General features: G+C 40.6%; 13 protein-coding genes. 9 read left to right on the forward strand and 4 right to left on the reverse strand.

Annotated features, from left to right (window positions below; all coding sequences use genetic code 11):
* Positions 1 to 111: 111 nt before the first annotated feature.
* The gene (locus AC3WTJ_RS15255) at positions 112 to 4,344 is read right to left on the reverse strand and encodes a diguanylate cyclase (protein ID WP_492522491.1); all 4,233 of its coding nucleotides are present in this window, start codon (positions 4,342 to 4,344) and stop codon (positions 112 to 114) included.
* 283 nt (positions 4,345 to 4,627) lie between these two features.
* Here AC3WTJ_RS15255 and AC3WTJ_RS15260 point away from each other — a divergent pair, with 283 nt between their 5' ends.
* The 3 genes from AC3WTJ_RS15260 to AC3WTJ_RS15270 all read left to right on the forward strand — a co-directional run bounded on the left by AC3WTJ_RS15260 (position 4,628) and on the right by AC3WTJ_RS15270 (position 9,273).
* Positions 4,628 to 4,882 (forward strand): hypothetical protein, encoded by a 255-nt coding sequence (locus tag AC3WTJ_RS15260; protein ID WP_127457279.1) that lies wholly within the window; start codon positions 4,628 to 4,630, stop codon positions 4,880 to 4,882.
* Between the two features lie 111 nt (positions 4,883 to 4,993).
* On the forward strand, positions 4,994 to 6,256 hold the full coding sequence (locus AC3WTJ_RS15265; protein WP_492522492.1) for a hypothetical protein: 1,263 nt from the start codon (positions 4,994 to 4,996) through the stop codon (positions 6,254 to 6,256).
* Complete coding sequence (locus AC3WTJ_RS15270; protein WP_492522493.1) at positions 6,253 to 9,273, forward strand: DEAD/DEAH box helicase; 3,021 nt, start codon at positions 6,253 to 6,255, stop codon at positions 9,271 to 9,273. Before AC3WTJ_RS15265 ends, AC3WTJ_RS15270 begins: the two co-directional genes overlap by 4 nt.
* Positions 9,274 to 9,335: 62 nt before the next feature.
* On the opposite strand, the gene AC3WTJ_RS15275 is transcribed toward AC3WTJ_RS15270, so the two are convergent.
* The 3 genes from AC3WTJ_RS15275 to AC3WTJ_RS15285 form a co-directional block, all read right to left on the reverse strand.
* Complete coding sequence (locus AC3WTJ_RS15275; protein WP_492522494.1) at positions 9,336 to 11,846, reverse strand: O-antigen ligase family protein; 2,511 nt, start codon at positions 11,844 to 11,846, stop codon at positions 9,336 to 9,338.
* 123 nt (positions 11,847 to 11,969) lie between these two features.
* Positions 11,970 to 12,572 (reverse strand): adenylyl-sulfate kinase, encoded by a 603-nt coding sequence (gene cysC, locus AC3WTJ_RS15280; RefSeq protein ID WP_492522495.1) that lies wholly within the window; start codon positions 12,570 to 12,572, stop codon positions 11,970 to 11,972.
* Between the two features lie 34 nt (positions 12,573 to 12,606).
* Positions 12,607 to 13,893, reverse strand: coding sequence for a sulfotransferase family protein (locus AC3WTJ_RS15285; protein WP_492522496.1), 1,287 nt, complete (start codon positions 13,891 to 13,893; stop codon positions 12,607 to 12,609).
* Between the two features lie 206 nt (positions 13,894 to 14,099).
* On the opposite strand from AC3WTJ_RS15285, the gene AC3WTJ_RS15290 reads away from it, so the two are divergent.
* The 6 genes from AC3WTJ_RS15290 to gmhA2 are packed head-to-tail and all read left to right on the forward strand — an operon-like array spanning position 14,100 to position 22,849.
* Complete coding sequence (locus AC3WTJ_RS15290; protein WP_492522497.1) at positions 14,100 to 14,903, forward strand: ABC transporter permease; 804 nt, start codon at positions 14,100 to 14,102, stop codon at positions 14,901 to 14,903.
* Between the two features lie 11 nt (positions 14,904 to 14,914).
* Positions 14,915 to 16,180 carry an ABC transporter ATP-binding protein gene (locus AC3WTJ_RS15295; RefSeq protein WP_492522498.1) on the forward strand — a complete coding sequence of 422 codons (1,266 nt, stop codon included), beginning with the start codon at positions 14,915 to 14,917 and terminating at the stop codon, positions 16,178 to 16,180.
* 12 nt (positions 16,181 to 16,192) lie between these two features.
* Positions 16,193 to 19,642 (forward strand): glycosyltransferase, encoded by a 3,450-nt coding sequence (locus AC3WTJ_RS15300; RefSeq protein WP_492522499.1) that lies wholly within the window; start codon positions 16,193 to 16,195, stop codon positions 19,640 to 19,642.
* The gene (locus AC3WTJ_RS15305) at positions 19,608 to 20,639 is read left to right on the forward strand and encodes a GHMP family kinase ATP-binding protein (protein ID WP_492522500.1); all 1,032 of its coding nucleotides are present in this window, start codon (positions 19,608 to 19,610) and stop codon (positions 20,637 to 20,639) included. Before AC3WTJ_RS15300 ends, AC3WTJ_RS15305 begins: the two co-directional genes overlap by 35 nt.
* Positions 20,640 to 20,644: 5 nt before the next feature.
* A complete protein-coding gene (locus AC3WTJ_RS15310) occupies positions 20,645 to 22,246 on the forward strand; it encodes an acyltransferase family protein (RefSeq protein WP_492522501.1) in 1,602 nt (533 codons plus the stop codon).
* Between the two features lie 18 nt (positions 22,247 to 22,264).
* On the forward strand, positions 22,265 to 22,849 hold the full coding sequence (gene gmhA2 / locus AC3WTJ_RS15315) for a D-sedoheptulose 7-phosphate isomerase (protein WP_492522502.1): 585 nt from the start codon (positions 22,265 to 22,267) through the stop codon (positions 22,847 to 22,849).

Genomic DNA, 22,849 nt, shown 5'->3' on the forward strand with positions numbered 1-22,849 from the left:
CGAATAGCGGCATCTCAGTCCATTATCCTCGTCGTACCGTAGTCCGTGCACTGCAATCCCTGCTTTGCAATCCCTACACAGTAATCCCCACATCAACCGCTCACCGCCCGCTCACAAATCCCAAGCCGCAATCACCTTGTTCTTCCCCGTCCGCTTCGCCGTAATTTCAGCGGTATCCGCTTGCTCAATAAGCTGCTCAATAGAGCTAGGTTGGCACAGCTCCAAGGAAGAAACACCAACACTGACGGTAATCGTATACGGACGCCCATAAGCGAATTCTTTCTCAATTTCGCCACGCAGTTGATGGGCAATCTTGAGAGCTTCTTTACCGTCCGTCTTAGGTAAAATAAGAATAAGCTCCTCGCCGCCATATCGGCCGGCAATGTCGCTTTTCCTTAAATTAAAGCGGAAGATATCAGCGATTTCCCGCAGCACCCGGTCCCCTTCCGGATGACCGAATTCGTTGACTCTCCGGAAATTATCGACATCGATCATGATGACGGAAAGATCCAGCTGATAACGGCTGGCAAGCTCAAACTCTTCTCGTAGCTTCTCCATGAAATAACCCCGCAGGTAGAAGCCGGTCAAGTTATCAATGACCATTTCGCGATGCAGAAGTACGTTGATGATATGCGGTTTGATGAAGGACAGGAAGTGTTCCATGTGCTGCTGTTTGGTTTTGGTCATGCCATCAACATGAACTTGCAAGGTGATCGCCTGATCGCCACGTTGAAACAAGGTGAAGGCGAGCACGCCGTGATCTTCGCTTCGCGTTTGGTAGGCAATCAATTCGTCATGATCACGCAATCCCGAGGCGGTGACGAAAACCTTTTGCTTATAATGCAGAAGCTTGTACGTAATTGAAAGTTGAATGACTGGGAAATAGTCAAATAAGGCCTTGGTCAGTCTTTGCATGGTTGTGGACAGGTCCAGCGTTTCCGTTATTTGCTCGCTTAGTTCAATAATAATTTGCAAATCCAAGGAAAGAAGCAGCCATTGTTCGCGGTCGGCCATCATTTTCTGCACATAATCATCCTGCAAAATAGCCGGAGACGCTGGCGCATAAGCGGGAGCAATCGCTTGTTGCATACAGGCTGTCAGATACGGGCGCCACGTTTCCTTTTGAATCATCTGATAACCGTTTAATGCACGCCGCAAAAACAGCATGGCATGTTGAATGTCGCCCTCGGCCATAGACTTCTCCGCTGAAAGCCTGTAATAATCAGGTAAAAAAACATCATAGGCATCTCTTTTTAAGTAGGTTTCAAAATGGTCAAACCAGTGGTCTACTCGATCTGAATGCAGTTTGAGCAAAAGAGTAATCATTTCCCGATAAGCCCAGCCGGCGTAAAGGCCAGCATTGTTTTTAGCAATAAACTGCTCGAAGAGCTGGCAAGCATATAAGGTGTTACCTAATCCTGCTTGGCGCAGCGCTTCAAGGAAGACAGAATGATTTTCATTCTCAAGAGAGCCGGGAACATGAACCGGAAGATGCTGACGAAAGGCGGCGTAGCCCTGATAAACGGCCAACAAGGACTGGCCCCAATCGGTAATTTGCTGCTCAATGAGGCTTGTCTCCAACTGCTGGAATAAGGCCCATTCCTCCCACTCCAGCGCGAATAAGAGTTGATTGGTCAAATAATTTTCGGCCAAATCCTTGCGACGCAGCTTGTCGACCTGCAGAACGCGTTCCTTATGATACAAATAACTGGCGATATCGCCTTGGTTCAAGGAGAGTTCCATCGCATTCAGATGGCCGACTTGCTCCTTAATCGTATATCCTGAGCGCTTGGCGCCTTCAATTCCGCGATAGACATACGTATTAATGATCTTATTGTTGCTTTGATACGAATAAAGATCATAAAGTCGCAGCATCAAGTCCGTATGTGGTGAGGAATCCAGTAACGGCTCAAGCTTGGCTGCAATCGACAGGGCCCATTCTTCCGTTTCAGGAAAATGGATCAACATATTAATCGTATAGTAATTCGTTATCTCCGCAAAATGCCTCAGGGCAAGCAAGTGACGTTGTGGGTAAACAACTTCGATATAGAATTTATGCAAGGTATGCATTTCTTCATCCTGCAGCGGAAAGCAAAGATTACTCGTATTGAGCAAAAATGCGGCCCGTACTCGATCCGTAAGCAGCTGTTTCTCATCAAAAATGAAAGGAAAAAGCTCCTCGCGCAGCTGATAAACATCCACATTATTTTGAATGATGCGAATAGACAACCAACCAAAACGGTCAGAAACGGTTCCCGTTCGTTCATAGACAGTTAAAGCCAACTGTTCGGATAGTGCGAATTGGTTAAGCAGATGATACATACGGCTAAGTAGTCGATCCAGGAAAACAAGGTAAGGCCTTTCCAGTTTTTCATATAAATATTTGATGCGCTCTAAGATTTCGGCCTTTTGGCTGTAAGAGAGCAGGGTGCGAATTTGTCTGTAATATTTTAAAAGCAAATAGTATTCGACCTTGTATTCCCCTGCTTGACATGACAGTGTGATCAACTGAGGCAATGCGAAAGGACGGTATCTATAAAGATATTTCAGTGCTGTTTGGTAATAGGACGCAAGTTTGTCCTCAGGCAGCTGTTGCAGGACCAGTCCAATAATTTCACTCGAAATAAAAAGACTGTCATTGCGGCTAACATGCATAAGGCCGAGCTCTGCAAGCTTGGTCACCGAAAGCAGAATATTGCCTGCATCCAGTCGATTTGCGGTAAAGAGGGAGGCAGCATGGACCGGCATAGGCAGGCAGCATAGCAGCCTCATAAGCTCTAAATCCTTTTGATCCAGAACAGCGATACGCTTTGCAATCAGGCGAAGAGGATTCAATTGCTCATAATCCAGATGAAATCGGGTCGTTGGTATCCAACCGTTTCGCGTGATCTGAATGCTATGAGACTGGGCGAGCTCCTCCAAAATCATGCGGCAGTGGCTTGCGTTAATTCTATTTTCGTATAACCAAGTTTTTAGCTGGTCGATTAAAGCTGCGTCTGCTCGTCCAAACTGTGAAGCGAGCAACTGCTCATAGATGGCAGGGTCCTCATGATGCATGTTAAGGACTTGGAAAGGCACTTCTGCAAACTGGTTAGGAATACGGCTTCCGCTGAAAATAAAGTTCAGGCAATTCATCTCATGGCCGTGCTCTCTCCAGAAGTTCAGCAGAATTAGCTGGGAATCTTCATCAAAGTGCTCGCAGTTCTCAAAGGTGAACACAAAGTTTTGAATGGGAAAAAGCGGAATAACCGACATGAAAAACTGATGCAGCCACTCTGTCAGCAGATAAAGGATGTCGTCGCCTTCATAATGCTTTTTGAGCAGTTGGTCAAATTTCCGCGCCAAGTTCCGCAGCATCGTAATGGACTCCGGCAGAATGTCGTAAGCTCTGTGCAGCGTTCTGGAGACCACTTCACGCAAGGTGGAATAGGGCAGTTCTTGCGAGACGATTTTGAAATAATATCCCTTTTCAATGACTTCATTAATGTGCTGCGCATACAAATCGAAACGAATAGCCTCATCTTCACAGATGAGACCTAGCAGTCGATCTTCATTGGATTTCAAATAATCACGAAAACGCTCCTGCTGGTCATGAGTAATGGGAGAAGCGGCTGGGTGGAGCAATTTTGAGCTGTTTTGGATATCTGTAGCAGGTTGCGGCTCCGCTGGAAGATGCAAATAATCAAGCAGCGATGCAGCTATCTCGTCAACGAATAAAAAAGATTCAGGCTTCGTATGAAGCCGTTCAGAAAGAGGCTGCAAAGCCGCAGGTACAAGACCGTTGTACATTGACTCCAGCAGCAGATGGATAGATTCAAAATCAGCAACGCGTGATAAAAGAAACCTTCGCGCATAGCGTGGAAACAAGCTGTATGGATAGTCCGTCAGCAAGTGATTGATGAACTCAATGGCGGAGGGAAATGGTTGGACATCAACTAGAATGGCTAGTGTTTTTGGGTGGAAAAATAGCATGTCCGGCGAAAGAAAGCCCATATAAAACTGTTTATCATGTAAAATTGAAAGCGCTTTACAAAGGGGGATGAGAAGCTTTGCTTTGGTTTCATCGCTTAACTGCTCATGGTGCAATTGCGAAAAGGGCACAAAGCCATCCGGTAAAGCAGGCAGCTGCACAATCAGATCTCCGTCCGTGAGCTTCCAACTTGTCGGTTGACGGAATAAGTCTCCTTGAGCTGCATCCGCCCAGGAGAGTAGGCGGCTCTCAATTTGTTTATAAGGGAAGTAAGACCATAGCTTATGATTAAAATGCATTTCTGCATAGTCAAAGGTGTGAGAGTAAGTTAGATGTCGAGTTTCCGAGAAATTTCTATCAGTTGTAGTATTCATCTTACTCCCTCTCCTTCTAAAGTATAGGGTTTGTGTATGTAGGGGATGGGGATGTTTCCATCGAATAGGTCTGATTTCTCAATTGTAACAAAAATAAGCGCCAAATGGGAGATAGAAATGGTGAAAACGCCAGAGAGCCTGTCATTTTTTGTTCTGATTGGACATCTACCTGCTTGGCCTGCAAAAAATGAGCCTAATTATTGAAAAACTAGGCATTGGTACATTCTTTGGACTAGGCATAGACGTATACTATCTCAAACCTAAAGAGGAGTTGACTTCATCAATGGCTTATCAACCGAATCAAACTAGCCAAGGAAAACAATTTCAGTGTCCCCCAGCTGACCCTATAATGACAAGTCCAGAAAGAATTGTTAGAGATTTCTATCACCCGCAAAAGGTTCAAGTTATTCACCCGATTCAAATCGTAAATAGACATCATTGTGTACCGGTTTATGAGCATGTGTGTACGTATGAAGAGACAGATGAGTATTGCGGTACTCACCCGCATCCGCACCAAGGCATGCTGCGCGACAAATAAAGAGGATGCCCTAGTCTGAATCTGTAAAGATTCCAGCTAGGGTTTTTTTTATTGATGGGCGCCTTTTCCTGTATAATGAATAGATAGCTTTTTTGAGCGAGGAGGCCGGGCATGCACGAACTAGATGCTAAACCACAAATTGATTTAACGGCCCGGGGTCCGGTAAGCACTCCGAAGGAGACAGGAACGTGTGCGGAATGGACCCATTATTTTGACAAGCAATATGCGAATTCTAAAGTATACAACGCTTTTAGCGTCGAGGAATTATATATGCGGGCGTGGGGCCAGCTCAATCAGTTTGCGGACGAATGGGAGTTAACAATCAGGGGTATCTATGATATTCAAGTTGTTCTGTATTTAACCCAGCTTTGCGATGCTTTGGCGGATGCGAAGTCAGGCATGTATGACTTTTTTTATAATGCAGGTTACTTTTTTTCTAAAATTGCGAAGCACAGTCAGGGACAGATGACAACTGTTTTGCATAGTATCGATATGGAGCATGCCCAGGAGAGGTATCCAGAGCATTTGAAGGAGCTTGCGGCCTATGTGGCTATACAGGTTTCTAAAGAATCGAAGGAAGCCAGAGGCAAATGGTTTGAGATCAGTAAACTGCTGTGGTCCGGATTGTTATATGAAAAAGAGCTTATAGCGGACGAGCTTGTCAGATTGCGGAAGCTTGCAGGCGATAGAGAAAGAAAGAAAGCGGAGCGTGAAGCGGCGATTTTGGCGCTAGCGCATTTCGATATGTTGTCCGGTGAGGACGAAAATGCATGGGATCGCGTCTTAACGGGGATTGATGTGATTGAGCCAAGAGATTGGTTCGGTTATCTAAGAGTTTTTGTGCAAGAGGAGCGGTGGGATCGATTACTGAAATGGCTTAGATGGCTAGGGCCTGCAATTCGCAAGGAAGTGACGTATGAGGCTGCTGAGTATTTTGATTTGTGGGAAGAGGCGGCAGCGAGCACTGGCATGGATGAAGAGTACAGGAGAGCTATGGTGGAGCAGCTTCCCGGCAGTTATCGGCATTACGCTCGTTTCCTGTTGGGGAAAGAGGAGTACCAGGCATGGGCGGATTTGATGCTTTGGTTAAGCATATCTCCCCTCGATATTGACTCTAATCAGCTTAAAATGGTCGAGAAAGCCGATGTTCGCGTACTGCTGCCGCTGTATCATTATGCCATAGACGAAATTCTCCAAGTTAAAAATCGCGAATCATATAAACAAGGCGTCAAGCTCCTTAAAAAGCTGGCTGCTGCTTACAAAAAGCTAAAACAAACGCCTAGATTTGAAGTGTATTTGGTGCAGCTTATCAAACAGTATTCACGATACCGCGCATTTCAAGAGGAGTTACGGAAAGGGAAGCTACTGCTATGATCAGCTTGTCACAGGTACATATTCGCGTGCAAAAACTCCCTACAGGGAGTTTCGCCTTCTATGGAGAGACAGAACAGGCCAACGAGGTTCCCGGCTACGCGCTGCGAAAGCTGCTATTTGCTTGGCATGAGGGGTCTTTTTACGGCACGCAGCTTGAAAGTATTCGAACGGGGTACGGCGAGGCCCTTGTCTTGACACCTTATATGGTCTTGGACTATTTGGCTAATCCGGGTACATTATTGCATGGGAAATTATCCTGGGATGCAGATGTGCTTTTGATGAAAAAAGGGGCTGCGCTGTTTAAAGAGGCGCTAGCTGCCGGGTGGTACATGCCGTCTTTTCGGCATTGGTTTCAAGGCGGTATGGGGTGGAAACCGCAGCTGCCGGGTGCGAAACTGGGAGAGCTTGAGCAGCTATACAAGGGGGCTCAGGATGAGGACTTCTGGCATGACTGGTTCCATGCTGCAACCTTAGAAATGATGAAAGAATCGCCTGATTCGGAGATCGGCATGGCATGGGGGCGGTTATCGGAGGGGAATACACTCTTGAGAGAGGGGCCATCCTCCGAAACGAGCTGGATGCAGGAAGATGATTGGCTGCTGGCCATTGGTTGGAAACAGGACGGTAAACCTTACCGAATCTGTGTACAACTCGTAGAACCTTATGCGGAAACGTATGTGGACGGGACAACGACTGCTAAAGATAACGGAGCCGATTGGCGTCTAAGGTTTATCGCGCAGGATCGTAAGGATGCTAATCATTTTGTGGAATTCAGCACGGCTGGGACTATTTTGGTAGGGAGAATTCCTGCGGCATGGCAGGATGGCATGGATGCCAGTATACATGATCAAACGAATCGGGTACTGCGTATTTTGCCACATCTTGAAAGTGAGTTCCAGGAAGGGAAAATTGTAGAGCAGTTATCGGACGATCAGGCCTGGGGGTTTCTTACGGAATCAAGCTTGCTGCTCGCTGCAGCCGGCATCTCGGTTTTCCTGCCTTCGTGGTGGGGGGAACTCAGCCGTACGCGGCCTCAGCTGCGAGCGAAAGTAAGGAGTTCTGTCGGCACCTCGCGCAGGCCAATGTTCGGCATGGACCACATCATCCAGTTCGACTGGCGGGTGGCTCTGGGCGGTGTCGATCTATCTGAGGAAGAATTCCACCAAATTGCCGAGCAGAAAAAAAGGCTGATCTATATTCGCGGCAGATGGGTACAGCTGAATCCTGCGGATTTAGAGCAGATGAAAGCGGCGATGCTCCAGAGAGAGAAGCGCAAGGGATTCTCCCTTCGGGACGTTCTGGAGACGCAGCTTACGGACGAGCCTTCGCAGCAGGTGTCTTTTGTGTCTTCCGCCGGTGATCGGAAGGAAGAGTTTAAGATCAATATTGAACTAAACGGCTCTTTACGAACCTTGCTGAGAAAGCTCAATCAACGTGAATCGCTGCCTTTTGATCAGATTGAAGGCCTGGAGGCCGATCTTAGGCCTTATCAGAAGGAAGGGGTGTCGTGGCTCCTATTTCTGCGAGGAATCGGCCTAGGCGGTTGTCTGGCGGATGATATGGGGCTTGGCAAGACGTTGCAATTTATTGCTTATTTGTTGGCTGTGAAGGGTGCTGAGCGATTGACAAGTCGAGCCCGAAGTCAGGGCAAAAGTCAAAGCGAAGACCAAAACGAATTACAACTTGCGAATTCGGCTCCGTCCTTGCTCATTTGTCCGACCTCCGTACTTGGCAATTGGCAAAAAGAGATAGAGCGTTTCGCGCCATCTCTTAACATCCATCTCCACTACGGTGCGCAGCGCGCAAAGGGTGAGGCATTCGAAGATTCTGTGGCAGGCGCCGACCTTGTCATAACCTCTTACAACATCGCTCTGTTGGATGAAGAGGAATTAGCGAGCATGACTTGGAACACGCTTTGTTTGGACGAAGCACAAAATATCAAAAACGCGTATACCAAGCAATCTCAAGCCATTCGAGGCCTGGATGCCCGCCACCGAATCGCGTTGACAGGTACGCCGCTTGAGAATCGGTTGACCGAGCTTTGGTCGATTTTTGATTTTATTAATCCAGGGTATCTCGGTACATTGCGCCATTTCAACCATCATTACGTTGGCCCTATTGAAAAAAGCACCGACGGCGCGCCAGGACTAACATCACGCGTTCAGCGCTTGATCCGTCCATTCCTGTTAAGGCGAGTCAAAAAAGATCCGGCCATTCAGCTGAGCTTACCCGAGAAAGTGGAGTCCAAGGTTTATGTAGCTTTGACCCCCGAGCAGGGTGCACTCTACGAAAACGTCGTGCAAACCTTGATGGAGAGAATCGATAGTCTCTCTATAATGGAGAAAAAGGGGCTTATTCTGGCTTCACTCACGAAGTTGAAGCAGATTTGCGATCATCCTTCCTTGTTTTTGAAGGAAGGAGATCGTGCGGGGGCCGGGGGAGCCCCCGGGAGAGGTGTGCGCTCAGCGAAGCTGGAGCGCCTGCTTGAAATGATCGACGAACTCAGAAGCGAAGGAGGCGGCTGCCTCATCTTCACCCAGTTCGTCGAGATGGGCCGTCTCCTGCAGCGCGTGATCGCGCAGGAGCGGGGGGAGCCCGTGCAGTTTTTGCACGGGGCCGTGGCGAAGGCGAAGCGCGATGAGATGATCGCGCGCTTCCAGGACGACGCGCTCCCGGAGGCGGAGCGCTGCAGAATCTTTATCCTCTCGCTGAAAGCAGGAGGAACCGGTTTAAACCTCACCGCGGCGAACCATGTTTTCCACTACGACCGGTGGTGGAATCCCGCCGTGGAAAACCAAGCCACGGACCGCGCCTTTCGCATCGGCCAGAGCCGCGATGTGCAGGTGCACAAGTTCATCACGCTGGGCACGCTCGAAGAACGTATCGATGAGATGATCGAACGCAAAAAAGGCCTCAGCGATCACATCGTCGGCACCGGCGAGAGCTGGGTCACCGAGATGTCCACGAGCGAGCTGCGGGCGCTGTTTGCGCTTCGGCGGGAGTGGGTGGAGAAATAACGGATACAAAAAAGGCTATCTCTCAAGTCTATTTAGACCTTTTGAGACAGCCTTTCTTTTTACTATTTTGGAAAGCTTGCAGCAACAATCGCATCAATGTTTTGCTTCTCAGCAGGATCTTTTGCAATTAATTTATCCTGAAGGGCTTGATCGTTCTTGCCTTGTTTCTGTAAAGCGGCCAAATACCATCGGATCAGAATACGGTTCGCTTGGTCATCGAGATTATCGGTTATATAAGGTTGAATCGTTGAAGATGAACCAGCGTAATCCCCACGCATATAGCTGATTTGACCGACATTTAAAGCCATATTTGGAGTAACGGCAAAAGGACGACCTTGTGCCTGCTCTTTAGGCAGGTTTTTCAGGGAATCAACACGAGCTAGAACTTCTTTGTAAATTGCAAGAGAATCATCAAGTCTTTTATTGTATTCCTGCGTATTGTTCTTTGCACTTGCTTGATTCGCAAGATCGATATTTAGCGTTATACTTTTTTCGTACATCTCCGTGTACCAAGGGTAGTTGATAATCTGAGAATTCGACCAGTTTAGCGCCTCTTCGTGCTTGCCTTTTAACAGAAACATATTAAGCTGCTGCATCGCCACTGCGCGGTTATGCGGTTCTTTTTTCAACAGCTGATTCATTAGATCTTGGGCTTGATTGAAAAAAGGTTCAGCTTTTGTTGCATCTTCTTTCTGCATCTGATTATAGACCTGAAGCAAAATTCCAATTCTGCTGACTTGGCCCGTTAACAAATAATCCGGATGCGCAGGGTGTAGAGAGATTGCTTTATCTAATGGTTTAGTAATTTGATTGTAATCTTGGCTAGTTTTGATAACTGCAAGCGTTTCTTTATAAGAACCATTTGCCGAGAGAAGCTGAACCGAGATGTAGAACATCACAAGCGATAAGATGGCCAGCAGCGCCGGGAATGATTTGTGAAGCACAGCAGAATCGTTTTTAAAACGAAGCGGAGCTGAAGACGTGTTACTAAGCAGTCCGCCAAGAGAAAGGAACAAAATAGCGCCCAAGTACACATAACTCAAATCGAAGTCAATCATACTGTGGACCAAAAGTGAAATCGTTACAATGAAAAACAGGAAGTGCAGATCTCGTTTCTCCTGCGAACTCTTGATGTAGCTTCGTATATAGAACATCATGACTGCAATTACGAAACCTACGAAAGAAAGGAATCCGAGCGCTCCGGCTTCGACCAGATATTGAAGAGCAAAGTTATGAGCTTGTCGGCTTGTGTATGGATTGTTTTGATACTTTTCATATAAAGAAGCCCAAGCTCCACCGCCGGCACCAATGATCGGATAATCCGCCCAAAGCTTAACTGCGTCTTTGTAGAACGTTCCGCGTTCTAGAACGCTGTGCTGTTGGAAGTTAATATTTTCTATCCGGGTTTTTACATTGTCAGGAAGAATGTTTTTGAAGCCTGTATCGCTTAGAATTAGAATTGCGCCAAGGACACCGATTACGATGGCTGCTACCGGAAGAATGAAAGTAGCATATTTTTTTGTATCAAAACGGGCTGTAATTCGCTCTAACCATGGAGCCACGAAGAGCTGAATAACGATAGCAACCACTGTGAAAACTACAGAAGCAATGAGCAGAATTGACCAACCGTGCCATGATTCAGAAGCACTAGGTTGCTTTTGTAAGCCAATTCCGATATCCGTTACTTTTTGAAGAATCAAAATAGACGTTAGGAAAGCTAGTCCGAACTGAAGGAGAGCAAGAATCTGTCTGCTGATCGAAAAGAAGAACAACATAATCAAGAACACAACCGGAATAACTACAATCGCCCCACGGGACAGCGTCAACCAGAAAGAAACAAGGATTGGCACTAACAAAAACGCGTGCGGGAGAACCGTTTGCCACTTGCGAGATTTCACTACGAAGAACAACGCTCCGAGTGATAAAGTAATTAAGAAAGCTGCGTATGTATTCGCGTATTGGAAAACGGAAGTCAGACGCAAACCGTTCGAATCCGTCATGATGGCATCGCGGTATAAATCCGGTGAATCCATAAATGCGAACCAACCAACCAGATGTGCTGCAAAGCTGCCGTTGCCCAACCAGTATAAAAGTCCGAACAGTACAATGAAATATCCCGATATCATCAATAAACTTGCAATTATCGACACTCCAAGCTTGTTTTTTGTCAGAAATACACCTAAAATTAAGAAGGTTGCATACAGCATTTGGATATAGACCATATTCGTTGCCAAGTAGTGAGAAGCCGAGTTCGACAAAGAAATCACATAAGTAAGAGGCATAATGAGTACTAGTATTGTTAATACATCTTTCTGATCCTTAAGCTTGAAAACAAAGAAAGCCAGGATTGCAATCAGCAGCATAATAATGGAGGACCACACCGAAGCCGAGTAGATCGAGCGTTCGAAATCATACGATCCTCCGTTAAACAACGCCCGCTGAAATGGCGCCCAGAACATGAATAAGCCCGTAAACACAATTAAAATCCAAAAGATAACAGAACTCTTCTCTGTCGTTATCGTACCATTCGCTTTTGCACGCGACGCCGCGTAGGCATTCTTACTTGCACTCATGAGAAAATAGTCTCCTTCTTCGCTAAAGTTCGACTTCATTTTAGCATAGGTGGAAGGGAGTTTCCAAATAATGATTACTAAAATAAAAAAAGCTTCTCTCCCTTTTAGGGGGGAAGCCTTTTTTCATAAATACTTAAAATCCTGAAGAAAGTTTACCAGTTGCAATACAGAGGCCTCGGCTGAATTTTGGTCTGTTTCAATTATTAGTTCAGGGGATTCGGAAACTTCATAAGGCGCAGAAACACCTGTGAAGTCTTTGATTTGTTGTGCCCTAGCCTTCATATATAGGCCTTTAGGATCACGACGTTCACATTCTTCGACAGAGCATTTAATATATACCTCAATAAATTCTCCATCAGGGAATATTTTTCGAACATTGTTCCTGTCTTCAATATAGGGAGAAATTAATGCAACTATAGTAATTAAACCTGCGTCAACAAAAAGTTTAGCTACTTCTCCAATACGACGAATATTCTCTTTCCTGTCATCAGGAGAAAACCCGAGATCTTTATTAAGACCATGTCTAACATTATCACCATCAAGTACATAAGATTGAATATGTCGTTCATGCAAATACTTGCCGAGTTCATTTGCTATTGTTGATTTACCTGAAGCAGATAAGCCAGTTAGCCAAATGACACAGCTTTTATGTCCGTTTAACCTCCTTCTATTTTCTACTGTTACTTCAGGCAAGTGCCAAAATATTTTAGACTTCGTCTCACTCATTCCAAGGCTCCTATTGCTATTGACTTAGATATCATTATGGATTTACAACTAAATTTATCTCATTTGAGACTTCGCCTGTTCTCAAGTCAGTAATTACTATTTTATAAGAACCTTGGTTTTTAGTTAGTTCTTTTGGAACCACAGCGGTTACAAGCTCTCCACTATTTTGGACAACGGTACTCAAAATTTTTCCTTCAAAAGAAACTTTGGTGGAATCTGTCGCATTTGCAGTAGAGAGCCAAATTGCATTATCACCATTTTCCTGAACGTTAAAAGGGTGATTTGCAGTAATTTCTTTTGGTCCATATTCGTTTATCACGAGTGGTTTGAATTTTTGTAACTCTTTCTCCAATTGAAAAATTCGTAAATCTTTTTGTTCATTTTCTATTTGTAAAGTACATGCCCAATGACTTAATTTTTCAATCTCATCAGGTCTTTGTGATTTTGAATATTGTATAAATTTTGAACGCAGGGTTCTATAACTAGAAAGTAGAGGGGTAAAGAATATGTGTTCTTCATCTACAAGGCTGGAATAAAAAGTATTAGCTTCATTTTTGGAATTTAGATTTGAGTCTAAATACGGATTATCTTCTTGAGAATAAGTGGAACTGTTTATTTTCGTTCCAAGGGGGAGGAGGCAACTCGGTTCAAAGTTTTCTCCAACAAATTCTAAACATCTAGTAAGTGTATCTTGTGGCATGTTTATAAAATCTTCAAATTTAATTCGTAAAACTTTTTCGGAACCAAGAGCTCGTTCTGCTAAAATACAATCTTTTGTTAACCGAAGCCATGTTGAATATGCCTCTTCTGCTTTGTAATCTCTAGCTCCAGCTGTAGAGAAATGCATTAAGGATTTCGCAACATTCTCGGGGTTTCTTATGATATGTATGAATTTAGCGTTTGGAAACATCTTATGTAGGCCATATACATAGTGAGAATTTTCAGGTGTTCCATCAACCCAACGTTGTTTCTTATCTTGAGGCGATCTTCTGTGACTATAATTATTATTGAAAAAGGTATCGGGCATATTTAAAGATCTTGCAATTAATTGTTCTTTAGTAGCTTCTACAAAGTTATTTATCGCTGAACCAAAAAAATTATAAAAATCATTCTTAAGAATCCCAGCAGAACTTAAATGAGAATAATAGTGATTGGCTGTCCCTAATTCATATAAATAGTCTAAATCAATACTAAGTCTGCTTAGCCAATTCGTTTCCTCTAATGGGAGTATGTTACTATGTTGTCCTAAACACCAAGTTAAGACACTGGTACCTGAACGATACGAGCCAATGATAAATATGGGTTGAGATTGTTGCTGCATAAGAATAAGGTCCCCTTTTAAGCAATATCATCCTTATTTTAGACTGAAATTATGTAGATAATATGTCTAAATAATTAAGATTATATTTCCACAAATTTCACAATATGTTAAGTAGCTAGTATTCAAGTCGGCGTTTTGATAAGATGAAACTGTATGCCGTCATAATTATTAATGAGATTAACTTATTCAAAGGAGTTTTGCAAATAGTGAAAAAGTCGTATTTTAAATGGGTTCGGGAATTTCTTGTGCAGCAACGACTTATATGGGCTCTTGCTAAAAATGATTTTAAGAAGAAAAATATTGGATCATATTTAGGAATAATGTGGGCTTTTATACAACCTACAATTAATATTTTACTTCTTTGGTTTGTATTTCAAGTTGGTTTTAAATCAACTCCGGTAGATAATTTCCCATTTATACTTTGGCTTTCAACAGCGATGATTGCATGGAACTACTTTGCAGAAAGTTTGCAAACAAGTGCGTATTCTATTACAGAAAGTAGTTATTTAGTTAAGAAAGTAGTTTTTCGAGTCGGTATTCTACCTATTGTGAAAATTTACTCTGCATTATTTGTTCATATATTCTTCCTAGTATTTCTTTTTATAATGTTCATGTTATATGGTTATGGTCCAACGATATATCTTTTACAAATCCCTTACTATCTAGGTGCTATGATCATACTATTAGTGGGATTATCTTGGATTACCTCTTCATTGACGGTCTTTCTCAAAGATGTTGGGCAAATTATATCAATGATTGTCCAGTTTGGTTTTTGGTTGACACCAATTTTCTATTCTTTGAAGATCATACCTGATAAGTACATATTTTTTTATAAGTTGAATCCAATGTATTACATTATTGAAGGTTATAGAGAAACTTTTATTTATCACAAGTGGTTCTGGCAGCATGAATTTCAAACCATTAATTTCTGGCTGATAACTGTAGTGGTATTACTAATCGGTAGGTTTCTATTTAAAAAACTACGGCCTCACTTTGCAGATGTCTTATAAGGAGAGTACAAATGACTAACGAAATTGCTATTCAGGCAATGAATTTAAGTAAAACATATAAGCTTTATGAAAAGCCAGTAAATAGACTACTTGAGTCATTAAATCCATTTGGGAAAAAATACCACAAAGAGTTCCATGCACTTAATAATGTATCGTTTGATGTAAGAAAAGGTGAGACGTTGGGAATTATCGGAAAGAATGGATCGGGTAAATCCACCTTATTAAAAATGATAACCGGCGTATTGAATCCAACGACTGGGAACATAGTAGTAAATGGTAAGATTTCTGCCTTATTAGAACTTGGAGCTGGTTTTAACCCGGAACTTACTGGGCTCGAGAACATCTATATGAATGGTACAATTATGGGATATACCAAAGACGAAATGGACCAGAAATTAGATGACATATTGTCTTTTGCCGATATAGGAGAATTTATATCTCAACCTGTAAAAGTGTACTCAAGTGGGATGTTTGTACGACTTGCCTTTTCTGTTGCCATTAATATAGATCCTGAAATACTGATTATTGATGAAGCTTTGAGTGTTGGGGATATGAGATTCCAACAAAAATGTTTTCGTAAAATTGATGAGTTTAAAGATACGAAAACGATTCTGTTCGTATCTCACGATCTTTCAGTTGTTACCAAATATTGTAATAGGGCCATTTGGATTAACGAAGGGGTTTTACTTGACGAAGGCAATCCTAAGGAATTGTCTAAGAAATATCAAGCATTTATGATGGGGTCGAGTCTCACCAAATCATTAGGCGGAAATCAACTTCAAAATGATGGTAATCAAATGATTGATGACATTGATGAAAGTTTGGATGTTCTAGGAGATGATGAGGCGAGGATTGCTGGTATATCACTATACGATGCCAAATCCGAACAAAAGATTTCGATCGTTGAGCCGGGACAACAAGTGAAAATGTTCATAAAAATAAAAGCAAATACCACGATTGTAGATCCAATTATTGGATTTTCAGTGAAAGATAGAATTGGCAATGTAATGATACAAGCGAACAGTTATGTATTAGAAGAATATATTCCAGAAATGATATCAGATAATCACTATAATTTTTGCTTTGAATTTCCATTTCCTCCATTAAATATTGGTCAATATTCAATTTCTCCAGCCATTGCATCAGGCTCACAGGAAGTGCATACTCAACATAGTTGGGTTCACGATGCATTAGTAATTCAAGTATTACCAGTTACAAAGCATCAATTAAGCGGGTTCTATATTATGGATAATGTGAAATTTTATTCTCTAGAATAAGGTGGAAAAACCATGGAATTTACAGGCGAGAGATATGTGCCACAATTAACGGAAACTCAAATAAAAATCGAACATCTTCAAAGATATTTATCCATTACTGAATTAGTAAAAGGTAAAGTCGTTCTTGATGCTGCTTGTGGAGAAGGTTATGGATCATCCATCCTTTCGGATACTGCTGATAAGGTATTGGGGATAGATATAAGTGAAGAGACTATAAAACATGCCTCTTCAACTTATAAAAAAGATAATCTTTCTTTTCAAATAGCTTCTATAGAGAATTTACCTTTTCCAGATCATTCTGTTGATGTGGTTGTTTCTTTTGAGACTATTGAACATGTAAATGAAACACTACAGAACTCATTTCTTAGTGAAATTAAAAGAGTACTGAAACCAGACGGTTTGCTTATCATATCAACACCCAACAAACATGTTTACTCTGATTTACGTAATTATCAAAATCCTTTTCATATAAAAGAATTTTATAAAGATGAATTCATTGACTTACTCAATAACTTTTTCGCGGAAGTTAAAATATTCCATCAAAAGAATGAAGTTGCTTCAGTTATTACTGGTCTTTCACAGAAAGAATATATTCTTCAAGAAAAATTGGAACAGGAATCTACAGATGTAGAGGGTACCTATTTTATTGCAATTTGTAGTGAAGAAGAAATTACTAATCTTACTATTGGTTCATCCATTCTTTTTGCCGATAAACACATTGAGATGATGAATAGAATTCTTTCACTTCAAGATGAGGTGGACGATAAAAATAAGCATATTAACTATTTAAATACTCACAACAGCGAACTTTCAGTTGAGGTAAATAGAATTAAAGGAAAACTGATTGAAATACAAGAAAAAAATATAAATTTGTATGAAAAAACAGGTGATTTACAAGATAGACTAATTAATGCTCTAAATGAGCAGAATATTTTGAAACAAGAAATCGAACAGCAAAGAATGAATAACGATGAGATTCTCAGAAGACTTGGATTAGAATATGGTATTCAAAATTGTGATTTGGAAGAGGTTATAAAAAGAGTTAATCAAGATATCAGGAAGATAGAAAATCATGAACAGGAGATTCAAAACAAAGATCAGGAACTTCATAGTAAAAGTCAAGAACTCTTGGGCAAAGATCAGGAACTTAAAAATAAGGATGGCCATATTACTCTTTTATTAGAAAGTGATAGAGTATTGAATAATATTTTTCAATCTAATGGCTGGAAGGTTCTTAATAAATATTATCGCTTTAGAGATAGAGTAATACCTAAGAAGAGTAAAAGGAAATTTGTAACTAAGTTAGTCACTAAAACGATCAAAGAGCCGCGTAAGATGATTAAAAGCTTTAATAAAACTAATCTAAATAAATTAAGATACTATTTGAGCACAGAAGATATAGGGAATATAGAAGATCGAATTGATCATTATATGGACCGACACAAGGAAGCTGACCAATTTGAAATTAAACTGATAGATTCAAATCAAACTAAGGATAAGATTATATTTCCTCAATTTGAGAAGCCCTTGGTTTCAATCATTATTCCTGTCTACAATCAATGGGATTATACGTATTCTTGCTTGAAATCTATTTCCATGAATACTGATCATATAGCCTTTGAAATTATTATTGCTGATGATATGTCAACTGATGAGACCACTCAAATATCGCATTACATCGAAAATATTCATGTTGTACGAGATGGGGTAAACAGAGGATTTTTGTTGAACTGCAATAACGCGGCTAGACATGCCAAAGGAAAATATATTTTCTTCTTAAACAATGATACCAACGTGCAAGAAGATTGGCTAAAATATTTGGTGGATTTAGTCGAAAAAGATAGTACAATTGGAATGGTTGGTTCCAAGTTGGTGTATCCCGACGGAAGACTTCAAGAAGCAGGGGGAATCATTTGGAATGATGCAAGCGGATGGAACTATGGTCGCTTAGATGATCCTAGCAAGCCAGAGTATAATTATGTTAAAGAAGTGGATTACATTTCTGGTGCAGCTATAATGATTCGTACTGATCTTTGGAATGAGATCGGTGGATTTGATGAGCGTTATGTTCCAGCTTACTTTGAAGATTCGGATTTAGCTTTTGAGGTACGAAAGCATGGGCATAAAGTAGTATTTCAGCCAAAATCAATTGTTGTCCATTTTGAAGGGATTTCACACGGGACAGATACTAGTTCAGGGGTAAAGAGTTATCAAGTTCATAATAAAGAAAAGTTTATAGAAAAGTGGAGCGCAGAATTAAGTGGGTTTCAGTTTAATAATGCCCAGAATGTGTTTCAGGCTAGAGACAGAAGCAGATTGAATAAAACGATTCTTGTTATTGATCACTATGTTCCTCATTTTGATAAAGATGCTGGTAGCAGAACCGTATTTCAGTATCTGAATCTTTTTCGCAAGCTTGGATTTAATGTTAAATTCTTGGGAGATAATTTTTTTCAACACGAACCATACACTTCAGAACTTGAAAAAATGGGAATAGAAGTACTGTATGGGAATTGGTATTCTAAACACTGGAAAGATTGGATTAAGAATAACGGAGAACATATTGACTTCACTTTTTTAAATCGCCCGCATATTTCTGAAAAATACATTGATACATTAAAACGCTATACTAATTCGAAAGTTATATATTATGGTCATGATTTGCATTATTTAAGAGATCTAAGGGAATATGAGCTTTCTGGTAATTCTAAACTACTGGAATCTTCAAATGAATGGAAGACGAAGGAACTGGAGTTATGCAGAAAAGCAGATGTTGCTTACTTTCCATCTCAGGTAGAGGTGGATGAACTAAGAAAACTAATACCTGAATTAAATGTAAAAGCAATTCCAGCTTATATATATGACGATATTCAGCAAACAGCTCCAGTTTTTAAGGATAAACAAGATCTTTTATTTGTTGGCGGGTTTGGGCATAAACCTAACATTGATGCGGTTAAATGGTTTTTGGAAGAAATATTCCCTTTGATATTACAAAAAAAGGGTAATATTAAATTTTATATCGTTGGGTCCAATCCACCAGAAGAAATAGTAAAGTATCAGTCAGACAATATTATTGTAACTGGTTTTGTAAGCGATGATGAATTAAAAAATTACTATAATCAATGTAAAATAGCAGTTGTGCCATTAAGATATGGAGCCGGAGTAAAAGGTAAAGTTGTTGAAGCACTCTATCATCAAATTCCAGTGATAACAACAAGTATCGGTGCAGAGGGATTGCCTGATATAGACAACTACTTGATAATAAACAATGATCCTAGTGAATTCGCTGAGACGGTATTAAAACTATACGGTAATGAATTATTGCTATTTCAGTATTCATGTAATTCTTATGAATATGTTCAAAAATATTTCTCAGTAGAAAGTGTCTTGTCTACAATATCATCGGATTTTAACATTGAAAGGAAGCATGAATTTGATTATAAGGTCAAAAGCACCTCTTAGATTAGGACTAGCAGGTGGAGGAACGGATGTTTCTCCTTACTGCGATGAATATGGCGGTTATGTTCTCAACGCAACCATCGATATGTACGCATACTGTACAATTGAAGTTACCACTAATAACAAAATATCATTTTATGCTGCTGATCGTAACGAGTTTTATGAATCAGAAAGCAGCGAGAAGCTAGAGTTAGATGGTCTTTTAGACCTGCATAAAGGAATTTACAACAGAATCGTTAAAGATTTTAACAATTCAGTTCCTTTATCCTTTAAAATGACAACCTATTCAGATGCACCTGCAGGATCAGGATTAGGTTCTTCCTCCACCATGGTTGTAGCTATTTTACAAGCATTCGTTGAGTGGTTGAATTTACCTCTGGGAGAGTACGATATCGCGCACTTAGCCTATGAAATTGAACGCATTGATGTTGGATTGAGCGGTGGACGTCAGGATCAATATGCTGCAACTTTTGGCGGGTTTAATTTTATTGAATTCTACGCAGCTGACCGTGTAATTGTAAATCCTTTAAGAATTAAGAGTTGGGTAATAAATGAGCTTGAATCCTCAATTGTTCTTTACTATACAGGAGCTTCAAGAGAGTCCGCTAATATAATTAAAGAGCAAGTACGAAATGCAGAGAATAAGAATGAGGTATCATTACAAGCTATGCATGAGCTCAAAGCAGACGCATTAATCATGAAAGAGGCAATATTAAAAGGCGATTTGCGCAAATTCGCCGAGTACTTGGGTAAGTCATGGGAAGCTAAGAAGAGAATGGCAAGCACAATCTCTAATAACACGATTGAAGCTGTATTTGATACAGCACTAGCTGCTGGCGCATATGCGGGGAAGGTCTCCGGTGCAGGTGGCGGAGGTTTTATGATGTTTATGATTGAACCGACACTGAAATTATATTTGGTTAATGAATTAAGTAAGCTTGAGGGGAAAGTCATGCACTTTCATTTCAATGCATATGGTGCAGAAGCATGGAGAATATAGACAGAATGAATGATCTAACCATAGGACAAAGAGCTGATGGCAGAAATAATAATTTGGATTTTATAAGATTCCTTGCTGCTATTATGGTTATATATTCACATTCTTTTCCTTTAGGTTCTGGAGATAACTCGAAAGAAGTAGTACTAGTAGCTACAGGAGGTAAATGGGATGCCGGAGCATTAGCGGTTGCTATTTTCTTCATCATAAGTGGTTTTTTAATTACTCAAAGTTTTGAAAGGTCTCATAGCTTGGGAAGTTACATAAAAGCTAGAATCTTAAGGATATTTCCGGGGTTAGCAGCCTCATTAGTAGTTAGTACATTTATTATCGGGACTTTATTCACTAATTTATCTATTAAGGAATACCTAAGAAGTTATCAAACATACGATTATCTGAAATCATTTTTTATACTTATTTACCCGATGAGATGGAATTTGCCAGGGTTATTCGAGTCCAATATATATAAAGGATCTGTAAATGGGTCACTTTGGACAATTCCTTTTGAATTCTTCTGTTATATAATTGTGGCAGTAATTGGTATTATAGGTTTAGTAAAGCATAGAAAGTTAGTTCTTCTTCTCTTTCTTATTACTGTATACTATTGTTCATTCAATCAGGAAATATCATTTGGTATTACACATTTCTCAGGACTTGAAATTAGGAAATTAATGGAATTATTTAGCTATTTTTCTGCTGGAATCGTATTCTATTTATATCGGAATATGATTCCTCTTAACAAGCATTGTGCAATGATTTGTTTAATAATGCTAGGGTTTACCTTTATGTTTGGTGGAGCAAAAGAGTTTTTTGTCGTTTTCGGCAGTTATCTTATTTTTTATCTTGCCTATACACCTAGTATAAATTTAACCAAGTTCTCTAAGTATGGTGACTTTTCTTACGGGCTCTACATCTATGCTTTTCCAGTGCAGCAAACTATTACCCATCTTTTCGGTGGAAAGATGTCTTCTTTTCATAATTTTATTTTGTCACTTTTTGTAACATTACTATTTGCTATTATTAGTTGGCATCTACTAGAAAAACAAGCTTTAAAATTAAAAAAGGTAACTTTATTACCTAAATCATTTTCTAAAATAAGTACTTCAAATATATCAAAAAGTTTTTATCGTTTTACCGATAAAATGTATAAAATGAATTGGCCAGTTTTTTTAGCATTTTCTATTCTTTTATTCACCTCGTTAATTTTATACAATCAGAAACCCAGTGTATTAACATTTCCATATTCCAAAAATAATAATATTTTTCAGGGGGACTGGTTGCCACAAAGCAGTACAGAGAACTATCGATGGGTTGCGAGAGATGCTTCAGTCACCTTAGAAAAACCGAGTAAAGCTAATAATTTAGTTGTTGAGGGATTTATCCCCGAGAGTTTTATTGAAGTCAATCATTTGAAGATTTTTATAAACGGCCAAAAAACAACTGAAATTAATGTAAGTCCTGGAAGTCCAATTGCAGTAAATAGCCCAATCAATGTAAATCAAAAATTGCTACAAATAAGATTTGAGTTTAATGAATCTCATAAACCGAGACCTGATGATGCAGATCAGCGACAAATGAGCGCCTTAATTAATAAGATCATATTAAGATAGAGAATGGAGACAAAAACTATGCAAAATTTTGTTGTTGACCACATCACTAAATCCATTGAAACAAAACAAGCACTGCTTAATGATAAGGAACTGGTTGAGTTGATAAAACAAGTTTCTGATGAAGCGGTTGACGTTTATAAGAACCATAGAAAAACTTTGATAGCAGGCAATGGTGGAAGTGCTGCAGATGCACAGCACATTGCTGGGGAATTTGTGAGTAGATTTTATTTCGATCGCCCTGGTTTACCATCATTAGCACTAACTACAGATACTTCAATTCTTACAGCAATTGGAAATGATTATGGTTACGAGGATTTATTCGCCAGACAAGTCCAAGCAAATGGTCAAGAAGGGGATATGTTCATTGGTATTTCCACTTCTGGAAATTCGAAAAATGTAATCAAAGCCTTAGAAGTTTGCAAAGAGAAGGGAATTATTACTGTTGGATTAACCGGACGTTCTGGTGGTAAAATGGTGGAATTATGTGATTACTGCATTAAAGTTCCGTCCGATGAAACACCTAGAATTCAAGAGTCCCATATTTTAATTGGCCATATTATATGCGCGGTTGTAGAGGAAGCCATATTCGGGAAAGGATTTTAA

Source organism: Paenibacillus sp. FW101-FHT12H11 (assembly GCF_058790355.1).

Bases quoted from the DNA above. Each gene is read 5' to 3' on its own strand.
- AC3WTJ_RS15255 (WP_492522491.1), bottom strand. From the start codon at position 4,344: ATGAATACTACAACTGATAGAAATTTCTCGGAAACTCGACATCTAACT.
- AC3WTJ_RS15260 (WP_127457279.1), top strand. From the start codon at position 4,628: ATGGCTTATCAACCGAATCAAACTAGCCAAGGAAAACAATTTCAGTGT.
- AC3WTJ_RS15265 (WP_492522492.1), top strand. From the start codon at position 4,994: ATGCACGAACTAGATGCTAAACCACAAATTGATTTAACGGCCCGGGGT.
- AC3WTJ_RS15270 (WP_492522493.1), top strand. From the start codon at position 6,253: ATGATCAGCTTGTCACAGGTACATATTCGCGTGCAAAAACTCCCTACA.
- AC3WTJ_RS15275 (WP_492522494.1), bottom strand. From the start codon at position 11,846: ATGAGTGCAAGTAAGAATGCCTACGCGGCGTCGCGTGCAAAAGCGAAT.
- cysC (WP_492522495.1), bottom strand. From the start codon at position 12,572: ATGAGTGAGACGAAGTCTAAAATATTTTGGCACTTGCCTGAAGTAACA.
- AC3WTJ_RS15285 (WP_492522496.1), bottom strand. From the start codon at position 13,893: ATGCAGCAACAATCTCAACCCATATTTATCATTGGCTCGTATCGTTCA.
- AC3WTJ_RS15295 (WP_492522498.1), top strand. From the start codon at position 14,915: ATGACTAACGAAATTGCTATTCAGGCAATGAATTTAAGTAAAACATAT.
- AC3WTJ_RS15300 (WP_492522499.1), top strand. From the start codon at position 16,193: ATGGAATTTACAGGCGAGAGATATGTGCCACAATTAACGGAAACTCAA.
- AC3WTJ_RS15305 (WP_492522500.1), top strand. From the start codon at position 19,608: ATGAATTTGATTATAAGGTCAAAAGCACCTCTTAGATTAGGACTAGCA.
- AC3WTJ_RS15310 (WP_492522501.1), top strand. From the start codon at position 20,645: ATGAATGATCTAACCATAGGACAAAGAGCTGATGGCAGAAATAATAAT.
- gmhA2 (WP_492522502.1), top strand. From the start codon at position 22,265: ATGCAAAATTTTGTTGTTGACCACATCACTAAATCCATTGAAACAAAA.